19 protein-coding genes are annotated in these 22233 nt (G+C 40.6%); 7 read left to right on the top strand and 12 right to left on the bottom strand.

Going from position 1 to position 22233, the window contains the following annotated elements; all coding sequences use genetic code 11:
- The first annotated feature begins 476 nt into the window (after positions 1-476).
- Positions 477-2693: an NADP-dependent isocitrate dehydrogenase gene (locus tag AC2SLL_RS10430; protein ID WP_486531632.1), complete on the top strand. Its 2217-nt coding sequence runs from the start codon at positions 477-479 to the stop codon at positions 2691-2693.
- Between the two features lie 15 nt (positions 2694-2708).
- Here AC2SLL_RS10430 and AC2SLL_RS10425 read toward each other — a convergent pair whose 3' ends face one another.
- Complete coding sequence (locus AC2SLL_RS10425) at positions 2709-2960, bottom strand: hypothetical protein (protein ID WP_486531631.1); 252 nt, start codon at positions 2958-2960, stop codon at positions 2709-2711.
- On the opposite strand from AC2SLL_RS10425, the gene AC2SLL_RS10420 reads away from it, so the two are divergent.
- Positions 2954-3559: a pseudouridine synthase gene (locus tag AC2SLL_RS10420; protein ID WP_486531630.1), complete on the top strand. Its 606-nt coding sequence runs from the start codon at positions 2954-2956 to the stop codon at positions 3557-3559. The two genes, AC2SLL_RS10425 and AC2SLL_RS10420, sit on opposite strands and share 7 nt — an antisense overlap.
- Before the next feature lie 199 nt (positions 3560-3758).
- On the top strand, positions 3759-4385 hold the full coding sequence (merB, locus tag AC2SLL_RS10415) for an organomercurial lyase (protein WP_486531629.1): 627 nt from the start codon (positions 3759-3761) through the stop codon (positions 4383-4385).
- A gap of 118 nt (positions 4386-4503) precedes the next feature.
- Here the strand turns inward: merB and AC2SLL_RS10410 are convergent, their stop codons facing one another.
- Entirely contained in the window at positions 4504-5415 is a 912-nt protein-coding gene (locus AC2SLL_RS10410; RefSeq protein ID WP_486531628.1) for a DMT family transporter, read from the bottom strand.
- Between the two features lie 296 nt (positions 5416-5711).
- On the opposite strand from AC2SLL_RS10410, the gene AC2SLL_RS10405 reads away from it, so the two are divergent.
- Together AC2SLL_RS10405 and AC2SLL_RS10400 are read left to right on the top strand one after the other, a co-directional pair.
- Entirely contained in the window at positions 5712-6308 is a 597-nt protein-coding gene (locus AC2SLL_RS10405; protein WP_486531627.1) for a DJ-1/PfpI family protein, read from the top strand.
- Positions 6309-6377: 69 nt separating this feature from the next.
- Positions 6378-7844: an AbiH family protein gene (locus AC2SLL_RS10400; protein ID WP_486531626.1), complete on the top strand. Its 1467-nt coding sequence runs from the start codon at positions 6378-6380 to the stop codon at positions 7842-7844.
- 202 nt (positions 7845-8046) lie between these two features.
- On the opposite strand, the gene AC2SLL_RS10395 is transcribed toward AC2SLL_RS10400, so the two are convergent.
- Complete coding sequence (locus tag AC2SLL_RS10395; protein WP_486531625.1) at positions 8047-9924, bottom strand: M61 family metallopeptidase; 1878 nt, start codon at positions 9922-9924, stop codon at positions 8047-8049.
- Positions 9925-10273: 349 nt separating this feature from the next.
- On the opposite strand from AC2SLL_RS10395, the gene AC2SLL_RS10390 reads away from it, so the two are divergent.
- Entirely contained in the window at positions 10274-10756 is a 483-nt protein-coding gene (locus tag AC2SLL_RS10390) for an FKBP-type peptidyl-prolyl cis-trans isomerase (RefSeq protein WP_486531624.1), read from the top strand.
- Positions 10757-10973: 217 nt separating this feature from the next.
- On the opposite strand, the gene phoR is transcribed toward AC2SLL_RS10390, so the two are convergent.
- From phoR to dtd, 3 genes are all read right to left on the bottom strand, one after another.
- On the bottom strand, positions 10974-12353 hold the full coding sequence (gene phoR, locus AC2SLL_RS10385; RefSeq protein ID WP_486531623.1) for a phosphate regulon sensor histidine kinase PhoR: 1380 nt from the start codon (positions 12351-12353) through the stop codon (positions 10974-10976).
- A gap of 223 nt (positions 12354-12576) precedes the next feature.
- Positions 12577-13278 (bottom strand): phosphate regulon transcriptional regulator PhoB, encoded by a 702-nt coding sequence (gene phoB / locus AC2SLL_RS10380; RefSeq protein ID WP_486531622.1) that lies wholly within the window; start codon positions 13276-13278, stop codon positions 12577-12579.
- Positions 13279-13606: 328 nt separating this feature from the next.
- Positions 13607-14044, bottom strand: a complete 438-nt coding sequence (gene dtd / locus AC2SLL_RS10375; RefSeq protein WP_486531621.1) for a D-aminoacyl-tRNA deacylase — start codon at positions 14042-14044, stop codon at positions 13607-13609.
- A gap of 405 nt (positions 14045-14449) precedes the next feature.
- On the opposite strand from dtd, the gene asd reads away from it, so the two are divergent.
- A complete protein-coding gene (gene asd, locus AC2SLL_RS10370; RefSeq protein WP_486531676.1) occupies positions 14450-15349 on the top strand; it encodes an archaetidylserine decarboxylase in 900 nt (299 codons plus the stop codon).
- A gap of 49 nt (positions 15350-15398) precedes the next feature.
- On the opposite strand, the gene AC2SLL_RS10365 is transcribed toward asd, so the two are convergent.
- From AC2SLL_RS10365 to fadB, 6 genes are all read right to left on the bottom strand, one after another.
- Positions 15399-16001 carry a DUF1287 domain-containing protein gene (locus AC2SLL_RS10365; RefSeq protein ID WP_486531675.1) on the bottom strand — a complete coding sequence of 201 codons (603 nt, stop codon included), beginning with the start codon at positions 15999-16001 and terminating at the stop codon, positions 15399-15401.
- Between the two features lie 29 nt (positions 16002-16030).
- A complete protein-coding gene (locus AC2SLL_RS10360; protein WP_486531620.1) occupies positions 16031-16633 on the bottom strand; it encodes an HD domain-containing protein in 603 nt (200 codons plus the stop codon).
- A gap of 123 nt (positions 16634-16756) precedes the next feature.
- Positions 16757-17335: an isochorismatase family protein gene (locus tag AC2SLL_RS10355; protein WP_486531619.1), complete on the bottom strand. Its 579-nt coding sequence runs from the start codon at positions 17333-17335 to the stop codon at positions 16757-16759.
- 144 nt (positions 17336-17479) lie between these two features.
- Positions 17480-17914, bottom strand: a complete 435-nt coding sequence (locus tag AC2SLL_RS10350; RefSeq protein ID WP_486531618.1) for a hypothetical protein — start codon at positions 17912-17914, stop codon at positions 17480-17482.
- A gap of 178 nt (positions 17915-18092) precedes the next feature.
- Positions 18093-19265, bottom strand: coding sequence for an acetyl-CoA C-acyltransferase FadA (fadA, locus tag AC2SLL_RS10345; RefSeq protein ID WP_486531617.1), 1173 nt, complete (start codon positions 19263-19265; stop codon positions 18093-18095).
- 166 nt (positions 19266-19431) lie between these two features.
- On the bottom strand, positions 19432-21591 hold the full coding sequence (gene fadB, locus AC2SLL_RS10340; RefSeq protein ID WP_486531616.1) for a fatty acid oxidation complex subunit alpha FadB: 2160 nt from the start codon (positions 21589-21591) through the stop codon (positions 19432-19434).
- Positions 21592-22233: the final 642 nt, after the last annotated feature.

Genomic DNA, 22233 nt, shown 5'->3' with positions numbered 1-22233 from the left:
ATGACCAACTTTTGAGTCAAAATGAGACAATAAACAACACCCCAAGAGTCAGTAGATTCTTGGGGTGTTGTTTATTGTCAAACTTAAACACTCAAACTTATCAATGTATTAAATGGATTTGTATTAAACGCATTTTTTAGTTAAAAATGCTCTAAATAGTTTAATATAAATTAATATCAGTCATTATAGTAAACAAGTGACACCTCGTTCATTATACTATATTGACATCGTATCGAATGTGTAGTCGGTTAACGTGTCATAAGCGTTTCCAATTCCCTCAAAAGCAAGTTAAATGATATAATTAAGCTAAATTTTAACTCATTAAACTTTTATACCAGTCTTAAGCGTCTCTACTAAAATACCTATGTGAGTTATTAAACGACTCTAGTTTTAAATCTTTGCATTAATATCATATCGCTATTGACCTACCTTTCGAATTTTTAATTAACAACTTGCTAAAGGAATAGACAATCATAATGTCAAAAATTATTTATACAAAAACCGATGAAGCCCCCGCTCTTGCCACCCTATCTTTCTTGCCTATTGTTAAGGCCTTTGCTCAAACAGCAAATGTTGATATCGAAACCAGTGATATTTCACTGGCGGGACGAATTATTGCCTCTTTTGCTGATTATTTGACCGAAGAACAACGTATTCATGACGCCCTAGCACACTTAGGTAAGCTGGTTAATGAGCCTGAAGCGAATATTATTAAATTGCCTAATATCAGTGCGTCTATTCCGCAATTAAAAGCGGCTATTAAAGAGTTACAGAGTAAAGGCTATGCCTTACCTGATTACCCTGACCATCCCAAGAGTGATGAGGACGAAGACGTTCGTAAACGATACGACAAAATTAAAGGCAGTGCGGTAAACCCGATACTGCGTGAGGGTAACTCTGATAGACGGGCACCAAAAGCGGTCAAAGCTTTTGCAAGAAGCCATCCACATTCCATGGCCAAGTGGTCTCCTGACTCCAAAACTCATGTTGCTACCATGAGTTCAGGCGACTTTGCGGCTACTGAACAATCTATTACCATTGAAAAAGCGACTGAGTATCGTATTGAGTTTATTGGTAAAGATGGCAACGTTACCGAGCTTAAATCTCCAGCACCTCTGCTTGAAGGCGAGATTGTCGATGCCTCTATTTTGAGTAAAACGGCGCTAACAGCATTTTTGGAAGAACAAGTCGCCGATGCCAAAAAATCTGGCATACTGCTTTCATTGCACCTAAAAGCGACCATGATGAAAGTCTCTGATCCCATCATATTCGGGGAGGCGGTTAGAGTTTATTTTAAAGAGTTATTTGAGAAGTATGGCGATACCTTCAAAGTTCTGGATGTGAATGTCAATTATGGGTTTGCCAATCTGCTTTCTAAACTTGAAGAGTTGCCCGTAGAACAACGCGAAGAGATTGAAGGCGATATTAATTCAATATATAAAAGCAACCCCGCTTTGGCAATGGTCGATTCTGATAAAGGGATTACCAACCTCCATGTACCCAGTGATGTTATTGTTGATGCATCTATGCCAGCGATGATTCGCAGTGGCGGTCAAATGTGGGGTCCTGACGGTAAGCTACATGACACTAAAGCGGTCATCCCAGACAGTAGCTATGCCGGCCTTTATCAAGAAGTCATCGCATTTAGTAAAGAGCATGGTGCTTTTGATCCGACCACAATGGGTACGGTGCCCAACGTAGGTTTAATGGCACAAAAAGCGGAAGAATATGGTTCGCATGACAAGACATTCCAGATGACAACGGATGGTATGGTTCGCATGATAGATGCGGATGGTAAGGTATTAACTGAGCACAGCGTAGAGACAGGTGATATCTGGCGTATGTCTCAAGTCAAAGACGCCCCTATTCAAGACTGGGTCAAGCTAGCAGTGTCTCGTGCTAAAGCCAGTAACACACCCGCTATTTTTTGGCTTGATAAAAACCGCCCACACCATGCGCAGCTTATCAAGAAAGTTGAGCGTTATTTAAAAGACTATGACACCCGTGATTTAGATATTAGCATCATGTCGGTTAAGGACGCCACTCACTATACCCTTGAACGTCTAGTCAATGGCAAAGATACTATCTCTGTCACAGGCAATGTGTTGCGTGATTACCTCACTGACTTGTTCCCTATTCTAGAGCTGGGCACGAGCGCAAAAATGCTATCTATTGTTCCCTTGATGAAGGGTGGCGGCTTGTTTGAAACCGGTGCCGGTGGCTCAGCGCCTAAGCATGTCAAGCAGTTACTCAAAGAGAATCACTTACGTTGGGATTCCTTAGGCGAGTTTTTAGCCTTGGCAGTAGCGCTGGAGTACTTGGCGGAAAAGCATGACAATACTAAAGCACAAGTGTTATCTGATACGCTTGATAAAGCTACCGAAACACTTTTATTAAATAATAAATCTCCCTCTCGTAAAGTAGGCGAGTTAGACACTCGTGGCAGTCATTTTTATCTGGCACTGTATTGGGCGCAGGAATTAGCCGAGCAAGACCAAGACAATGCGCTAAAAGCGCAATTTACACCACTTGCTCAAACACTCTCTAGTAATGCAGAGTCTATTATCAAGCAGTTAAATGATATTCAGGGGAACCCAGTTGATATTGGGGGCTATTATTTGCCTAACGAATCGTTAGCAGAAAGTGTCATGCGTCCAAGCACCACGTTTAATGATGCGATAGCCTCGCTTTAGCTTTAATTTGGCGACTCAAATTTTATGACATTCATTATGTAGCTTATCCAGCTTTCCACTTGTAGTGAGTAGTTTACGTGGCACAGCGCCTAAGCACAATTGCGTTCCTGTTGTCTCGATACCGCCCTTGTACAAGGCGCTGTCAGCCACGTACCCTACTAAGCTACCGCTACAATCTGGGCTAAACCGCTCCTCCCATTCAAACTTAACGTTTAGGTCATGGTAAACTTGACCTATTCTTTCAACTATTCGAAATATATATGCCATCTGTCATCCTCTTTAACAAACCCTACGGCGTACAAAGCCAGTTTAGTGACGATGCTAATAATAAATTTGCACCACTGTCACAGTTCTTTACTGATAAAACGTTGCGGGTGGCAGGTCGATTAGACGCCACCAGTGAAGGACTGCTTATCTTGACCTCCGACGGTCAAGTCAATAAAGCCATCACCCATCCACCGAAAGCCAATCAAGGTCGCAAACAGGGTAAAACTTATCTGGTGCAAGTCGAAGGCATACCAACTCAAGAACAATTGATTCAGCTACGAGACGGCATTGTGTTAAAAGATGGCAAGACGCTACCTGCTGAAGTCAAACACCTAAGCGAAGACGAGCTACCCATGCCACTGTGGCAACGAGATCCGCCCATACGCGAGCGTAAAAGTGTGCCTGACTCATGGTTGATGATGACCATTTATGAAGGCAAAAATCGACAGGTTAGACGGATGACTGCGCATGTTGGCCTACCCTGCTTGCGACTTATCCGCTGGTCGGTAGCTGGGTTTGAATTAGGCGACTTGGGTGTGGGCGAGTTTGTGCGGGTGCATTTAAATGACAAACGCTTGAAAGAGTTGGGATTGAGATAACGTTTATTAAGGCGTTTATTTAGGCGTATGTGAGTTTTAATAAAAGGCTTTAGTCAGTCAGACGTTCTTACCAGTTTATCTCTACCGATACGCTGACTTTAAAGGTGTATTCACAACCGAGAAGCTTTTTTTAGTTGCATCACGATAAACCAGTATATAAAATGTTATGTTATAACATTTTATATACTGGAAAATATTTATGGAAGTACTAGCTGTTGATAGCTCCAAAAGTCTATATCACTTATTAATTGACGATATAAAAACGCTAAAACCTATTGCAAAACAAAGCTTACAACGTTTATACGAGCAGTTTTCGCAAGGGTTATCTCCGATAACACAAGACTATCAACTCATCATGCAAGATAGCACTCACGCATCATTATGTATTGACAGTCATGCTGGCAGGATAACGTCCTGTTTCGGATGCCAAAATTCTCATTATATTGATGATAAAAATAATAATGCCACTGAACACGTTATTGAATGGTCATCCGCAAATGTTTTCGCTTGGTGTATTTGGGATGCTTTTTTTATTACCAAGCTCGTAGGAAAATCCGCTACCATTCGTACCGTCGACCCTATTAACAATACTAAAATTGAGATTGAATTTGATGGTACAGCGTTTAATTGCCATGACTGCTGGTTTAGTTTTCCGCTGGGCGACACACAAATGATTGAGTCAGTACGGGCTTGCTTTTGCTGTCGAACAAAAGCATTTACCAACCCTCAAAATGCCCAAATATATGCCAGCCAATATAACTGTGAAGTCGTCGATATGACTGAAATGTTGGATCGTACTCAAAAGATAGTGATGGCATTAGCATAGACGTTACATCCTCTCTGCAGTCGCTACCAATCAACAGACCCTAATGCGTCAGTCCTACATACTTTCAAGGCTTTTATGTTAGTTTCGAAAGAGGTCTATTATCTTTTATTATCCTGCATCACTCTGCGCTATGCGTCTCTTCCCATAACACCTCGACAGGGTTGCGACGACGCTCATAATGAGTAACAAATATCACTGAAGCGATAATCAGTGCAGAGCCTACCCAAAGCATACCGGGTGGTACCCAGCCAAACACAATAAACCCTGCCAGCACATTCAATGGCAACTTAATATGATCAAAGGGCTGCACAAAAGACGCATCCGCCACCGAGTATGCTTTAGCGATTGCCCACTGTGCGAAAGCGGTTAATGCGCCTGCCAATATTAACATTCCCCAAATATGCCAATCACTTGGCAATGATAGCTGCGGTATGCCAAACAACAGGTTAAACGGCAGCATTAATACCAGTAAATAAAATACAAGGGTACTTGGCGTATCGTGGCTAACAGTGAATTTGGTCATCAGTGAGGCACAGGCCCAAAAAAATGCCGCCGCCAATGGTAGCAAGCTGGCTAACATAAACGCATCTGACCACGGCTGCAATACCAACATTGCCCCCATAAAACCCATCAATGTTGCGACCCAGCGCACCATACTGACCGACTCACGCAAGATAAGCCCCGACCCCACGGTGGCAAATAAAGGAGATACCATCAGTAGCGCAATCCCTTGCCAAATCGGTACCGGATACGCCAGCGCCCATGTCCACAATTGAATGCCAATGACTGAAAAGCCCACTCGAATAACATGCAGCACTCTAAAGTCGGACTTGACCGCCGCTCGAATAGTACCTGTCCGCATTAATGGCAAAAATAACAGAAGCGCAATGCCATATTGAAATAACACTGCCGTACCTGAGCCTAGATCGAAGTTGATACCTAAGTATTGAATGGTAGTATTGATAATAGCAAACATGAAGCCTGCTATGACCATCCAAAACGCGCCTTGTAGAGGCTGATGATATGACATAGTATGCTGTTAACCAAAGTATGAGGTTGAATTTAAAATATCAAATGATACCTAAATTCTAAAAGAAAATCTTTATAATGCAGTATATTTTTTAAGCTTAATTATTAAATCGCATAAATGATGACTTATTTATTAGGTAGCCAATTAGTGAAACCAAACAAAAGAAATTAAAAGAAATCAATGAAAGCTTATTGACTCAAACCCTACTTGTCGGTACAAAAGTGTATAACGTCACAAAAGGTAGCCCTTACCAACCCCGCTTTGCTAAATACAGATAAAGTCGAGACTTAAACTTCATGCAACATATAACCGCTTTGATATTTGATGACTTCGAAACCTTAGACCTCTTCGGTCCTATTGAAATGTTTGGCAGACTTAATAACCACTATGCCATTCAGTTTTGTTCCATAAACGGCGGGTTAATTCATAATGCCCACGGTGTATCCGTGCCGACTCACTCTGTTGCCAATATACCGAACCCTACCGATATTTTACTGATCGTTGGTGGACTAGGCACTCGAAAGCAGGCTAAGGATATTCAGTTTTTAGAAGGCTTACATCAACTTGCTGATACCGCTGAGTGGGTATTGTCTGTTTGTACGGGCAGTGCTTTGTTGGCGAAAGCAGGCTTACTCGATGGCAAGCAAGCGACATCTAATAAAATAGCGTGGCAATGGGCAACATCACAATCTGATAGCGTCAACTGGATTAAACACGCCCGCTGGGTGGTCGATGGTAAATACTACACCTCTGCTGGCGTCAGTGCTGGCATGGATATGGCATTGGGTTTTATTGCAGATCGGCATGGTATTGAGCTTGCTCAGCAAATTGCTAAAGAAACAGAATATCGATGGGCGTCTGATAGTGGTATGGATGAGTTTGGTGAGAATTAAAATAGTAAATACTGACTTATACAAATATATTTATAAATAAAATTTTTGATAATTGAATGAGCAAATAATATGAGCGGTACACGAAAAATATTAATACTTGGTAATGGCTTCGATTTAGCTCACTTTTTACCAACAAAATACAATCACTTTATTCATGCAATGAGCGTTATAGAAGATAGTGAGGATAAGGCTGAGCTATCTTTTGACCAACTATTTGAAAGCTTGATAGAGAAAGAGAAACAAGACTTAGAAGAAGCAACAACTAAAATAGAAGATAGTGACACTGAAAAAGAACTTAAGAAAAAGGAAGTTGACCAGTTAATCGAAAACTATTTCTTCCACTGTACTGCAAAGCTTTATAAGACTAGTGAAGTTAAGCTTACCATTAATGAAGTCGTATATCTAAAGGAAAGACTCGTTAATAATGGATGGTATCAATACTTTAAACACTATATAGATAGTGGCATTGAGACATGGATAGACTTTGAGAATGAAATGGTTATCGTTTTAAAATCATTATGCTATATTTTTGATACTTTAAATGAAAATCCAAATCAGTTTTCTTGGGTTAAACACGGGAGAAATCCTTATATTGGGTACTTAAATATACAAGTATCAAGGAATAAAAGTTATATACATCATCCATTTCTAGAAAAAATACTTACATTCTTTTCAATTTCCCTAGATAGGCAAGAAGATAAAGATAAAATTTTTATTAATTCTAAGTTTATTAAACATATAAATAAAGTTCCTTTTCGTTTAGATGAAGCAAGCATATTCAATTCATTGGAAAATCAACTTAATAAGTTTATTGAAATATTCTCTATTTACATTCAATTTATTGAAAGACTTGAGCCTAAAGAAAATTTAAAGCTTCCACTAGTTTTGCAAGATAAATTGGAGTCCATATACAGCTTTAATTACTCATCTACTGTTAAGCACCTATATTATAAAGGAGATGTTTATTATTTACATGGCAAAGCAGGTGAAAAAGAACGAAATAAAATCGTGTTAGGTGTTTCAGATTTAGAGCATGAGTTGTTGAAAAAAAATAAGTCCTATGGATTCGTTAAATATTATCAAAAATTAGTCAATAATACAGATTATCAGTTCTTAAGACCAAAGTCATTAATCACAGAAGTTGAAGACAGAAAGATGAACGGAGAAAATGACATTAGTTTTTGGCATCCAATTGAGATTTATATTTGGGGGCACTCTCTTGACTCTTCCGATAAAGATTATATTGAAGAGATATTCTCATTCAATAAAGCTGAAAAGCCATCGATTCGAGTTGTCATATATTATTATAGTACTCCAGACCAACAACTAGCTAACTTGATTCATATTTTAGGGAAAGAAGTTATTCTTTCATGGATGAAGAATGAGTGGTTAGAGTTTATTAAAATGCCAAACATATATAAATTGAACTTTGAAGAAGGTTACTCTGATAGTTTAAGTAATTTTTCCAGTACAATTAACGACCCTATTGAGAAAAGAAAGCAAAGTTATGGCTTTGAGGGAAAACGGATTTTTTAAAACTCCTATTATTTGTCATAACAAGGTCGTTTAGCCCAGATTGAAGCGGTATCCTGCCCGTCTGTGTAGGTGCAGTGACTTGGGCTAGAGGGGGTCTCGAGATAACAGGAACGCATCTGGCCTTAGACACTGCCCCACACAGACGGGCAGATACAAGCGAAAAAGCTGGATTAGCTCCACCAACTGAAACTACTTTACCAAACTACTTCAGAAAACTAGGCGTCAACCATTGCTCATACCCTGACTCGTTTAAGCTCAAACTCACTTTGTCTAAACTAGGATTGGCGGTGATACCTGATTGGGTTTTATTGGTCACAGTAAAGAGCATTAGCTCATCACGGCGGAACGCATGACACTCAATAGCTTCAAGAGTTGACTCTGCAACGCTTTGTAGTTGTTTTTTGGTCGCTTTAACACCGTCAATCGCAACTATGATGTCTTTCGCTGATAGCCCTGCTTCACTTGCCACGCTATCGCGCAATACTTTATTGACTTTTAGCCCCTCTGAGGTTTCGGTAACGGCAATACCCCACGCTAAGGTGTTGTCTTTATCGTCAACGCTGAGACTAACGCCATTGGCCTCAAGTAGCTGCTTGAGTGGTAACTCTTCTACGCCGTCAACATAACGGGCTTTGAAGTCTTGCCATATTTGTTTGTCGATAAACTGGCCAATGACCGCTTCAAGATTGTCATTGTTCATACCGATGCGGTTGATGTTTTCAGCTTTAGCTTTGGCATAGAAGGCTTTGACCACATCGAATATACGATATTTTCCACCGCTTTCTGACATTAAGGTAAGGTCTAAACATAAGGCAACAAGTGCCCCTTTATTGTAATAGCTAATGCCTGCGTTACCGGTGTTTTCATCGGCTCGGTATAGCTTAATCCACGCATCAAAGCTGGATTCTGCGACGCTCTGCAGGTGACGTCCGTGAGTTTGGGTGTAGCGGTTAATCTGTGCGCCCAACAATTTAAGATAGCTGTCTTTGTTGACCACGCCTGAGGCTTGTAGCATAAAGTCGTCAATGTATGACGTAAAGCCTTCAAATACCCAAAGTAGTGGCGTGTAAGCCTCACGGCGTAAGTCCACGTCAAGCATAACATCAGGGCGAACGGTTTTTACCCACCATGAGTGAAAATATTCATGACTACATAAGCCTAAAAAGCGCTGATACGCTTCGCTAGGTTCATCGGCTTCTTGTTGCGTTGGCAGGTCGCTACGTGGGGTGACAAGGCTGGTGGAGTTAATGTGTTCTAACCCGCCATAGTCGTTGCCACTGGCATAGGTCATAAAGGTGTAGTCTTTAAAAGGGGCATCACCTAGCCAATTTAGATAGGTTTGGCAGATGTGGTTCACATCTTGTTGCAGTCTGCCCATATTGGCTGTGTGCTTACCTGCAATATAAAAACGATGGGCAATGGTGTTGTGACTGTCATCGTGTATGATGAAATCAAACTCGTCTTGTGGGGCTATCTCAAATGGATAGTCAATTAACTCGGCATAATTATCGGCTTCAAGATGGTAATAATATTGGGCGTCGTTATGGATATGAGTATGTTTTAGTCCACAAGCGATTTTGACTTGTTTTTGATTGTCACTATCATGTTGTAAGTCATAGAAAGCTTGAGGAACACTTAATGTAACGTTAACTTGCAAATCCTCTAGCCCTTCTACCGCTAGCGCAAGTGAGGTAAAGTTGCCATACAAGCGCTGTTGATCGACATAAGCGGTGCGCACCGATAAGTCATAGCAGTAGACTTCATAAGTGACCTTAACGGTCTCTCCTGACTTTAGTTCCGATAACTGCCACTCGTTTTTGCTAAGTTTGCTCGCTCGCATCATATTGCCACTTTGAGCTTTATCGTCCTCATAAGTTTGATAATGCACAGCAGTGATATTGCGTGCAAACTCACGCATTAAGTAACTGCCCGGTATCCAAGCAGGCAACCATAAGGTTGGTGCGTCTTTATGAGCGACGAACGTTAAGGTGACATCGACCAGATGTTGGGTAAATCGAGTAAAGTCGAAACGATAGCTCATCGGTTGGGTGTGAGCTAATGTTTTATTAGAGGTTATCATAAGGTTTGATTCATATAAATGTTATGTTTATTTGTTAAGTTAAAAAGGCTTAAATAACTTAGGGGTAACTTAGAGGCTGTATTTATAGTAAGTCCACATTCGGTAAAGTGCAACTTATCTAATACGGCTAAATGTCTTTCTCATTCAATGTTAACTAAACAATGACTTATTCATTCTCTTAAAAAACTCAACATTTTTTAAATTTTATTGAAAATTAGACTTGAAACCGTTAACCTGCATCACAATCTACTAAACAAGGCAATAAAAAAGGTATGGCAGTGCGTGTGTGAACCCTTACTTATTGTGTTTTTTTAATGATTTACCGAACTCTTATAATCTAGGATTTTTTATGACAACAATTGCAAAAGATACGGCAGTACGTTTCAACTACACACTCAAAGACGACCAAGGCAATGTTATCGACCAGTCGCAGGGCGAGCCTCTAGCCTACCTTCATGGCCATGGCAATATCATTCCCGGTCTTGAAAAAGAGCTTGAAGGGAAGTCTGCTGGCGAATCATTAACTGCCGTTATCGCGCCTGCTGATGCTTATGGCGAATACCAAGAACAAGCGGTACAAAAAGTGCCACGTTCAAACTTCCAAGGTGTTGACGATATCCAACCTGGCATGCAGTTCCAATCAGAAGCTGAAGGTCAAGTGATGCTAGTAACCGTTACTGATGTCAATGAAGAAACGGTAACGGTTGATGCAAACCATCCATTAGCTGGCAAAACCCTTAGCTTTGACGTAGAAATCGTTGAAGTGCGTGCAGCCACTGAAGACGAATTAAACCATGGTCATGTACATGGTGCTGGTGGCGTTCAACACTAATTTCCATACCAATCCTCAGCCCACTGCCAGTAAAAGCTGACGCATTGATATGAAGATATAAGCATGAAACCCTATAAGATATATGTTAAATAAAGATGAGCCCGTCCTACTTGGATGGGCTCTTTTTAGGTCTTTGTATTTTTATCTTTGTTACGCTTAGGGCTGATGAAGCTTAACGTTGGTACGGTTTAATACGTTTTACTGAATGTTTATAGCGTTACTGCGAATTAGTAATGCTCTCACCGCAAACCCGCTCTTCTGGAAAAAAGGCATGGAAAGTTGAGCCTTTATTTAATGTCGATTCAATAGTCAACTTTGCCCCATGTTGATACAGCACATGTTTAACAATGGCTAAACCTAAACCTGTGCCCCCTGTGGCTCTGCTACGACCACTATCTACTCGGTAAAAACGCTCTGTTAAGCGTTCAATATGCTCTTCGGCAATACCAATACCATTATCACTTACTGAAAACAGACATCCCCCTTTAACCTCTTGCCACGAAATGCTAATCTCGCCGCCTTTAGGGGTATATTTAATGGCATTGGTCACTAAATTTAATAATGCACTATTCAGATAAGTCTCTGAACCATAGAGGTTTTTTTGAGAATCGATATGTAAGTCAATTAAATGACCATACTCTCTATTGTATACTTGGGCATCATCGAAAATATGAGTTAATAGACGGGGAATATCTACACAGGCTTCACTAGATATCTCTTCATTCTCTAAGCGTGAAAGCAGCAGTAAATCATTAATAATACTATTCATGCGCCGAGTTTGCTGAGTCATTAATTTAAATCCACGGCGCCACTTTGGATCTAAGTCTGGCTGATCTGAGAAAGTTTCAATGTAACCCATAAGTACTGTAAGCGGTGTACGTAGCTCATGCGAGACATTACCCACAAAGTCTTTACGCATTTGCTCCAGATGCTGCAAACGGGTTACGTCATATATAATTAGCAGCTTCTCACTACCAAAGTGAGTAACCTCACACTGTAAGAACCGAGTGGAATCTCGCCACGAGGTTAATCTAATCCCCTCATTTGGCGAGGTAACGGTAGTATAGTAATCATGGAACTCGGGAATTTTGATGAGTTCAAGAATATTACGCCCCTGATCCTCAGAACGTAACTCAAGCAAGTTTTCAGCAGCCTGATTCCACCACTCAAGCCTGTCATTGCTATCTAGTAATATCACTGTATCTTGCAGAGCTAATAGCGAACTGCGTATTTTTTTGACCAACCCCATCATTTTTTGATGGGTAATCTGCTCCTGCTTTTTACTTTCGTACAATTGACTAGCAGCAAAAGAGAGACTACCTGAAAAATCAGGTGGGGGGAGCGTCAATGAGCCACTAAGCCATTTATAAAATTGCTCCATAGCATAGGCACGCCAAATATAAAAGCAGAGCATACCAGCAACGATGCCCCAAGCAAGAGAGTTTAGATACCATCCAGATATACCGCCAATGATTACCCAAGTCAGTAGCCACTTAAAATCTGCCCAAAACAATGTGGATGCATTAGGCGTTAAAGCAAAAGACGCCTTTCTACTCTCTCTTTTCGTTGTTTCGACCCGCTCAGGCTGTTGACTCATAACACTCTCAACTTCACATCTTTGGCTTTTAAAATACACTTTTGTTATTTTCAAACAAAAACCGCTAAATCAATACAGCCACTTCAGTCTCAAGCTACTTGGCTGTGCCTATCAAAAATACCGGTAGAGAGTGCATATTGAAAAGCCCTATTAATAGGCCACGTTACTAAGCCATGCCCCAGCTACTAACATCCATTGACCAATGACGCTAACTAACTACTGACTAGCCATGAATTTTTGTTGAGAAGCGATAACCCGTACCGCGTACCGTTTGAATAAACCCCGCATAGTCATGTGGCTGTAGCACCTTACGCAAACGTCTAATATGAACATCAATTGTGCGGTCTTCCACATACACATTACCACCCCATACTTGGTCTAAAAGTTGGGTTCGTGTATAAGCACGTTCAGGATGACTCATAAAAAAGGCGAGTAAACGGTATTCAGTAGGTCCTATTTCTACTGGTGTGCCATCAGCTGTTACTCGCTGACTTACTGGATCAAGGCTCAACCCTTCAGCCTCAATGGGTTTATCACCCGATAAGGCACTGCTACGGCGCAGTACTGCCTTAATTCGAGATATCAGTTCACGCGTTGAAAAAGGTTTAGTAATATAATCATCTGCCCCAGCGTCAAGACCTTGGACTTTATTATCTTCTTCACCTTTTGCGGTTAACATAATGACGGGAATCTCTGATAGTAAGTCATCCTTTTTTAATCGACGACAAAAATCAATGCCAGATTGCCCCCCTGGTAACATCCAATCCAGTAAGATGATAGCAGGGCGATGATCCACTACCTGATGGTGTGCTTCACTGACATCTTCTGCTTGCAGACATTCAAACCCCGCCATCTCAAGCGTGGTAACTATCATTTCACGAATGGCTGGTTCATCCTCAACCACTAATACGGTTTCATTATTCATTTAAAATACCCCTTAAAAGCATCTCAGATTGCGCAGTCTGTAAAATCGCTGGTTTAAACTAACTTGTTTAATAGCGAGTTTAAAACCGACGAGTTAAAGTGACCAAAGCCAATTTGATGACTGAAATATTACGGTTATATTACAACGTAGAAATATGACAGTGAGATGACAAAAGGTAAGTATAGTTACTTTTAATGAATACTTTTTATGATTTTTGTCCTATTGAAGAGTCAAAGTCGCTTATTGTTTAATGGGTAAAGTTACTTTAATGTACTTTAATAGCATTGTGTATAAGATGATCTATGCTGACACAGCAGCTACTTCACTTTTAAATCTCTAATATGAAATTTATCGGACCGTCATTGGTGGATTTTACCTGCATAAATGCACCAAATTGCCCAGTGGCGACGTTCTGATACTGGGCTTGAGCATATGCCACCAACTCACTAAATAAAGCCTCGGCATCAGCAGGTTTCATTGCACCGCCAAAATCGGGACGACGCCCTTTGTCTGTTTTTGCCATCACAGTAAACTGCGACACCAATAGCAAGCCTCCGTCAACTTGTTGCACATTTTTGTCAAGTTTGCCCTCTTTATTCTCAAAAATGCGATAGGTCAATATTTTATCGATTAACTTTTTAGCAGTGTCGACGCTATCATTATGGCCAATACCAATATAAGCCAATATACCCTGCTCAATATGCCCTATCATGTCGCCATCTACTTGCACACTCGCCTGAGTTACTCGCTGTATTAATGCTTTCATTCGCCCTACCTTACAATATACTTTAAAAAAACACTTAATTAATAGGCCTATAAAACCGTCATCTAAGTTTCATAGTCATCAAATCATGATAAACTTTATCTTATAAATCAAGCGAATTACCATCAAAGTTGTCTAGAGAAACAATGAAAGACGGTAGAGGGCAACCGAGGGTAGACATTAGCTTTTTGGTTAAAACTGTGAACTAAAAGCTGTAAATTACAAAAAAGTATAACCCGTGAAATTAACTTTTTATAACGTTCTCTAAAACTGTTTAAGATTGCTTTGACTATGCTACTATTGCTCTGCCATTATGACTCTGACCCTATTGTATTGTCTTACCCTCCTTTTCTCTACCCCATTCATTGAGTGTGACACTCATTAATACCTAAAAACTTACTTATGACTATGATAAATATTGACATAAAAAACACCTTAAAAAAAGTTGCTACTAAAGACACTCTCTTTACCACGTTGCAACACATGGTGCCGCAGCAAAAGCTTAGTGAAGTTGCTGGCAAACTGGCTTCAAGCCAAAGTCCGCTGGTTAAAAAGGCATTTGTAACGGCTTTTGCTAAAGCCTACGGCATCACTTTAGATGACTATGGGCGCAAAAATTTAAGCGACTTTGACAGTTTTAACGATTTTTTCACTCGTGAATTAGATGATAATGCCCGCCCCATTGATGACACCAATGGGAGTATTGTCTCGCCTGCCGATGGTATGATTTCTCAAATCGGACACATTGAATCCAATCAGCTGTTACAAGCGAAAGGGCGTCATTATGATGTGGGTCAATTAATAGCGGATACCAAACTTGAGTCTGGTAATTATTATGAAGGTGGTAGTTTTGCAACAGTGTATCTGGCGCCAAGCAATTACCACCGTGTCCACATGCCATTTGATGGTAAGCTTATTGAAACCCGCTATGTGCCGGGCACACTTTTTTCTGTGAATAATGTGACTGCTGCAAACGTACCCGATTTATTTGCCCGTAATGAGCGCTTAGTGTGTATCTTTGACACTGAATATGGTCGTGCCGTTGTGGTATTGGTTGGCGCAATGATTGTTGCTGGTATTGAGACAGTGGCTACTGGTAAGATTAAGCGTAGTAAAGACATTCAAATGCAAACACACGATATATCACTGAAAAAAGGTAAGGAACTGGGTCGTTTCTATTTAGGTTCTACGGCTATTTTAATTATGCCAAAGTCAACTGGTGTGACATGGCAACAAGATCTGGCACATGGATCAGTGGTTAAAATGGGTCAGCTATTGGGTATAGTACAGAGTCAATCAACACAATAAGCAAAACCATTTATCGAAGCATATTCATGGTTATTGACACTGTTTGAGCCTAATAGCGATAATGCCCCTTAATCGGGAAACGGAACAGTACATTGTCTTCTTGTGTGCCTCTTCCAATATTATGAATAATCAAAGGCGTGCCATCGCTTGCGCTTTTGTTTGAAACGATGCCGATATGAGGCAAGTTGTTATTTGGTAAACGCCAAGTGACGATATCGCCTGCCTTAAAGCTGGATTGGTCGGTGGTGCTTAAAGTCTGTCCATTTCGTTCAAAAAACACTTCAAGGTTGGGGACACGGCGATGGTCAATATTCTTATCAGTACCATTTAATCCCCAAATATTGGGATAATCTGCAAAGTTGTTTTTCATATCAAAATTGACCAATTGTTGCAGATCGATATTTTGCAAGCGATACGCTCGTATGACGACATCTGTGCAAACGCCCGTTGATTGTGGCACATCCCCGCGAGGAAATTCTAAACGACGATACGCAGGGTCGTAACTGACGGTTACGCCAATTTGTTTTTTGGCATCTTCTGCCAATTTATTACCATTACTCAAAAAACCGCTTGCTTGGACTATCTGAGACACGGCAAATAGACTGATAAAAGCGACCGTCTTAAATATGGTCTTGTTGATTAATAAGCGCATCATTTGTCTTTCCTTATATATCCTATTTTTTAACTACGCCTCAACCAACCTTGGCTAGTCGCATAATCAATTTGTGTCGATATCCAGCTATGAATAGCAGGAAAGCTATCGGCTATAAACGCATGTGCTTTTTCCACTTGGCTACGTTTTATATCTAATTCTACCCATGTTTTACCCTGAGTATTTAGATTTAATAAAAAGGGCAACAGACGATCTACGACTTTTAATAGCTGAGTTTCTCTGCTTACTCCAGTCTCTTGCTCCTCCCATATATCGAGCAAATTGTAAATACCATTGCCGCGCTCAGCTTGCAACCGTTCAATGCCTTTTCGCTCCTCTACATGAGCTTCACTTCGAGTATTAGCATATAAGAACGTATCCCCTGCATCTATCTCGCCTAAGTCATGCACTAATGCCATTTTAAGTAATTTTTCATGATTCACATCCAGTTTAAATAGCTCAGCAATAGACCAACACGCCATGGCTAAATGCCATGAGTGTTCTGCTGAGTTCTCTAATCGAGTAGTCTGTGTCACATAACTACGACGATTGACCCTTTTAAGGGCATCTAGCTGCAATAGAAAATGAGTAACATCATTGATATTAATGTTATTGGTTTGAGTAAGTGGCATAGTCGGCTCGCTAATTAGACATTCATCATTCAAACTCAATTTTATTTATCATGATAAAAGGTAAATCAAAAATCCCATTATATATAATGGGATTTGTTAACTGATACTAATAGTAAAAATAGATTACTTAACTAAGTTACTGATGGTCTTAAACGCTGGGTCTTTGCTTGAACGGCATAGCTCAAACAAGATAGCCTCTGTAGTAGTAATAACCGCACCAGCTCGGCGCATACGGCGGATGGCTTGTTTACGGTCATACGCACTACGTGAACCCGTGGCATCAGCAATAACGACAGGCTGCATACCATTATCAAGCAAGTCAAGCACCGTTTGCATCACACAAACATGTGTTTCTACACCAAACACCAATACGGACGTTCTGTTTTGCTGTGCTAAATAATTCCATGCTTGATCATTATCACACGCACTAAAAGTGACCTTTTCTACCGCTCGGGATTTATCGGTGTCTAACACGTCCATAATTTCGGGCACGGTATTGCCTAACCCCTTTTTATACTGCTCATTAAGCAAAATTGGGATCTCTAATGCCTGCAATCCTTGAATCAAGGTAACCGTTTTATTAAGGATGTCTTCATGGCGATAAATGTGCGGCGTTAGTTTTTCTTGTACATCAATAATGATAGCTTGGCAATTATCACGCTTGATGCGATAGGTTTTGTCTGTAGTATAGGTATGTTCCATAATACACTCCTTGTATCTGCAAAAAAATTGGGATTCTTAATTTAGCTTATTAAGTAACATTTAACGCAAGTGGTCAAGCCCTTTGTTTATACACGTCATTTAGCCAAATATTTATTATCGCTAATAAGCCCGATGCATCGTAAATTATTTATCCGCTAACTGTAAGATAGTAATCTGACGCTTATAAAATCCCATATGGCCGTATTTGCCAACGCCACTGATCATTGCTTTAATTTTTACCCCGTCCATCTCATACAAGCTATTGTGTATATTTTTTTTCTTAGCAAGCTTATCGAGGACATGATGAGGATCATAAACGTGATATTGAAGACCATCATCAGTTGTGAGACTAAACTGCTCTAGCGTTTTTGTAATATGACCGGTTAAAGTATGCGGTTTTAAGTCACTAATACCTTTTATCTGAGTAGTATCTTTGAGGTTAGCGGTACTGTTTTTGACCTTAATAGTGCTCTCTGCAGTAGTATTATCTGCGCTGGCTAGTTGACCGATAAACATCGCAGTAACACCAGCAAATAGTGATAATAACAGTACGTTGGTAAACACTTTTTTCGGCTTCAAATTCGAGCTCTTGGTTTTATTACTTTTAATCATATACACTCTGCCACTGGTAGGTTGTCTAGATTAATTAGAAGAGAAAAGCACCTCTAACATTACGCTAGAGGTGCTTTTTATGCAAGAAAATATGATTTCTCAATCGCTATAGTATATTTGTCATCACTTTAAACAAATACGACAGTTACACACGCTCGATAATGGTTGAGATACCTTGACCGAGGCCAATACACATGGTAGACAGACCAATTTCAGTATCCATCTGCTCCATAGCGTTTAGAAGCGTTACCGTAATACGGGCACCAGAACAGCCCAGTGGATGACCTAAGGCAATTGCACCACCATTGATATTAATGATATCTTGCTTATCTGTTAAGTTAAGCGCTTTTAATACCGACAAGCTTTGAGCAGCGAAGGCTTCATTCAGCTCAATGGTTTGCATATCATCAAGACTCATGCCAGCACGTTTCAGTGCTTTTTTCGTCGCTGGTACAGGGCCATAACCCATAATAGCGGCATCACAGCCAGCAATTGCCATACTACGGATACGAGCACGTGGTTTTAGACCTAAGTCTTTTGCTTTTTGTGCACTCATAACCAGCATGGCAGAGGCACCATCTGATAACGCAGATGAGGTGGCAGCTGTAACCGTACCATTCGCAGGGTCAAACACAGGACGCAACTTCGCTAGTGACTCCATCGTAGTGTCAGGACGGATGACTTCGTCAACGGTGCACAGCTGCAAACGACCTTTCTCATCATGGCCTTCAATACCCACGATTTCATTGTCAAAACGACCCTCAGTAGTTGCTTCCCAAGCACGGCGATGTGACTCAAGAGCGAAGGCATCTTGCTCTTCACGTGAGACGTTATTCATACGACCTAGCATTTCTGCCGTTAGACCCATCATGAATGACGCTTTAGCGAAGTGCTTAGACGCAGCGGGGTTAATATCCACCCCGTGCATCATGCCAACGTGACCCATATGCTCGACACCACCAACGATGAAGATATCACCTTGGTTGGTCATGATTTGTGCAGCAGCAGTGTGAAGTGCTTGCATAGAAGACCCACAAAGACGGTTGACCGTTTGGCCACCAGTGGTCTTAGGGATATCTGCCATTAAAGCGCTGTTACGTCCAATGTTGTAAGCTTGTTCTAATGTCTGCTGCACACAACCCCAGATGACATCTTCAATATCATTGGGATCAAAATCATTACGCTTTATTAAAGCACGCATCAGCTCAGCTGATAGGTCATCCGCACGTACATTGCGGAACATACCATTCTTCGATTTACCCATTGCAGAACGTACACCATCTACGATGACCACGTCTTTTGGACTTAAAGTTGTCATTTAATACTCCTTAAATTTTTGTGTATCTGCCTAAGCCAATTGAACTGACTCATAAGTTTTTATGTCATGTCTTTGTGCGTCATATGTTTTAAAAGTTATTATGAATACTGGTTAAGCAGATAGCTCATTAATTGTTTATTAATTGGTCATATCGAGCTTGTAAACGTTATGCTTTTGGGTAAAAAGTCTCGCCAGCTGATGCCATATCACGGATCTTCTGCGGCGCTTCATAAGCTTTACCTAAGTGAGCATATTTCTCACACAGTGCTAAATAGTTATCAAGACCGACTTGATCGATATAGCGACATGGACCACCGCGGAATGGTGGGAAACCAACACCCATTATCATCGCCATATCAGCCTCAGCAGGGGTTGCGACGATATTGTCTTCTAGGCAACGAACCGTCTCATTACAGAAGGCTAACATCATGCGATCAATAATGGTTTGATCTTCAAACTCTTGAGTTTGGCTATCTGTGGTCTCTTTTAACAGCTCATAAGTAGCGTCATCTGCTGTTTTCTTAGGCTTACCCCGTTTGTCTTTTTCGTATTTGTAGAAACCAACACCGTTTTTCTGACCAAGGCGTTGATTTTCAAATAAGTGTTTAATTGCGCCTTTATAGTCAGGCTTCATGCGATCTGGGAAACCTTCCGCCATCACTTCCGCACCATGTACACCGGTATCTAAACCAACCACGTCAATTAAGTAGGCAGGACCCATTGGCCAGCCAAATTTCTCCATAACTTTATCCACATGGACGAAGTCTGCACCTTGTTTCAATAGCAAGTCAAAGGCACCGAAGTATGGGAACAACACACGGTTCACTAAGAAGCCAGGGCAATCATTAACCACAACGGGCACTTTACCCATACGCTGCGCTAGTGCAACAGTCGTGGCAATCGCTTCTTCAGAGGACTTTTCACCGCGAATGACTTCTACTAATGGCATACGGTGTACAGGGTTAAAGAAGTGCATACCGACGAAATTTTCAGGACGCTCTAATACAGTAGCAAGGTGTGTAATAGAGATGGTTGACGTATTAGATGCTAAGATGGCATTTTCTTTAACGAGGCCCTCTACTTCTTTTAATACCGCATGTTTCACTTTTGGATTTTCAACAACGGCTTCGATAACAATATCCGTTTCACCAAAGTCGCCATAGTTAAGCGTCGGACGAATACGGCTTAGCGTTTCACCCATTTGCGCTGGGGTCATCTTCTTGCGCTCAACCATTTTGCCCAATAGCTTGCTGGCCTCACCCATACCTAAGTCTAATTGCTCAGACTTAATGTCTTTCATGATAATAGGCAGACCTTTTGACGCCGCTTGATAGGCAATACCGCCACCCATGATGCCAGCGCCCAGTACTGCGGCCTCAGAAATATCATGCGCTTGCTTACTGTGCTTCTTGGCCAGCTTCTTAACAGCTTGATCATTTAAGAATAGACCAACTAAGCTTTCAGCTTGCGGTGTTTTCGCCGCTTTTGCGAAACCAGCTGCTTCCACCAAAATTGCTTTATCACGTGGTAAATTAACGTGTTTTTCGATGGTTTCAACGGCAATAGCAACGGCTGGATACTGTTTTGGATTGGCCTTAGCAAAAATTGCACCTTTGGCACTATTAAATGCCATGGCTTGCTCAAGCTGGTTTAGCTTAACTGGGTTTAACTTCTCATCACGTTTGGCTTGCCAATCAAGCTCTCCTGCGATACATTTTTTGACTAAATCCACAGCAGCGGTTTGTAGATCATCTTGAGCCACAACCGCATCAACTAAACCGAGTTTTAACGCTTCCTCTGGCTTTTTAGCTTTACCCGTAGCGATCATTTCTAAGGCATTATCAATACCGATAACGCGTGGTGTCCGCACACTACCGCCAAAGCCTGGGAAAATACCCAGTTGCGTTTCTGGAAGACCGATCTGAGCTTTTTGGCCCATCACACGGTATTCACAGACCAATGTCATCTCACAACCACCGCCTAATGCTGCGCCGTTAATAGCTGCTACTTTAGGGAAAGGGAGGTCTTCAAAGCGGTTGAATACACCATTAATCTCAACAATCCACTTCTCAATTTCAGCCGCTTCTTTGTTGAAATGCCCCACAAATTCTGTGATATCAGCACCCGCAATAAACACGCCTTTGCTTGACGTCACAATTAAACCTTTAACGTCACTAGACTGCTCTAAAGCAGTTACCGCTTCATCAAACTGTTTATTCGTATCAGCGTCAAATTTATTAACGCTTTCGTTTTCTGCATTAAATTGCATGTTAGCGATACCATCGTCTAACATCGATACGATAATACGGTTACCTTGATATATCATGTAAATCCCCTTGTTTCTTATAGATAGAAGTTTTATCAAACTTTTGATTGTATTCTAGGCCGTGTCCTCATTTAGATTATTAACGCATAACTGACTATAAATGAGGAGACGCTCTAATACATACAGTCGACACACATTAGATTCTAAACAATATTTATGAAGGTTTAGTTAGATTTTATAAATTTCGGTTAGAGGTTTTAAACGAAATTACTTAACCACGGATACTGGTGCAATATGATACTCATGTCAAAGCGCAATGCTTGACTCATAGGTCATACTTAATCTATTTTGTATGCGCAAATATCCAATATCAAAGCATGAAAAGTATCTAATTAACTAACCCTATTTATTAGGTATAATTTATACTCTTTGCTTTTCTACTACTTAATTATCTGAAAGCTGTTTAAGTACGATTTAACGAATGTTATCAAAGTACTTACCGTCAATGAATATAACCTTTTTTTTAATAAAAAGAGCCCAAGTTCATGGTTATAATATCTACTATAATTTTTTATGCTTCATGCTAAACTAGCTCATTACCCAGATACCCCTATATATCATATATCTTTATATAACTTAAGAAATATAATTTAAAAATTCTTTATAAAACAATATGTTAAATAATAATTACTATTAAAACCC

The sequence above is a fragment of the Psychrobacter sp. CX97 genome, from assembly GCF_057396285.1.
Note: the sequence above shows the minus strand (reverse complement) of the source record. Positions and strands in the feature narration are given on the sequence as shown.

Coding starts and splice junctions, on each gene's coding strand:
- AC2SLL_RS10420 (WP_486531630.1), top strand. CDS start 2,954: ATGCCATCTGTCATCCTCTTTAACAAACCCTACGGCGTACAAAGCCAG.
- phoR (WP_486531623.1), bottom strand. CDS start 12,353: ATGAGTCAACAGCCTGAGCGGGTCGAAACAACGAAAAGAGAGAGTAGA.
- merB (WP_486531629.1), top strand. CDS start 3,759: ATGGAAGTACTAGCTGTTGATAGCTCCAAAAGTCTATATCACTTATTA.
- AC2SLL_RS10355 (WP_486531619.1), bottom strand. CDS start 17,335: ATGGAACATACCTATACTACAGACAAAACCTATCGCATCAAGCGTGAT.
- asd (WP_486531676.1), top strand. CDS start 14,450: ATGATAAATATTGACATAAAAAACACCTTAAAAAAAGTTGCTACTAAA.
- AC2SLL_RS10365 (WP_486531675.1), bottom strand. CDS start 16,001: ATGCGCTTATTAATCAACAAGACCATATTTAAGACGGTCGCTTTTATC.
- phoB (WP_486531622.1), bottom strand. CDS start 13,278: ATGAATAATGAAACCGTATTAGTGGTTGAGGATGAACCAGCCATTCGT.
- dtd (WP_486531621.1), bottom strand. CDS start 14,044: ATGAAAGCATTAATACAGCGAGTAACTCAGGCGAGTGTGCAAGTAGAT.
- fadB (WP_486531616.1), bottom strand. CDS start 21,591: ATGATATATCAAGGTAACCGTATTATCGTATCGATGTTAGACGATGGT.
- AC2SLL_RS10405 (WP_486531627.1), top strand. CDS start 5,712: ATGCAACATATAACCGCTTTGATATTTGATGACTTCGAAACCTTAGAC.
- AC2SLL_RS10430 (WP_486531632.1), top strand. CDS start 477: ATGTCAAAAATTATTTATACAAAAACCGATGAAGCCCCCGCTCTTGCC.
- AC2SLL_RS10390 (WP_486531624.1), top strand. CDS start 10,274: ATGACAACAATTGCAAAAGATACGGCAGTACGTTTCAACTACACACTC.
- AC2SLL_RS10410 (WP_486531628.1), bottom strand. CDS start 5,415: ATGTCATATCATCAGCCTCTACAAGGCGCGTTTTGGATGGTCATAGCA.
- AC2SLL_RS10425 (WP_486531631.1), bottom strand. CDS start 2,960: ATGGCATATATATTTCGAATAGTTGAAAGAATAGGTCAAGTTTACCAT.
- AC2SLL_RS10360 (WP_486531620.1), bottom strand. CDS start 16,633: ATGCCACTTACTCAAACCAATAACATTAATATCAATGATGTTACTCAT.
- AC2SLL_RS10400 (WP_486531626.1), top strand. CDS start 6,378: ATGAGCGGTACACGAAAAATATTAATACTTGGTAATGGCTTCGATTTA.
- AC2SLL_RS10395 (WP_486531625.1), bottom strand. CDS start 9,924: ATGATAACCTCTAATAAAACATTAGCTCACACCCAACCGATGAGCTAT.
- fadA (WP_486531617.1), bottom strand. CDS start 19,265: ATGACAACTTTAAGTCCAAAAGACGTGGTCATCGTAGATGGTGTACGT.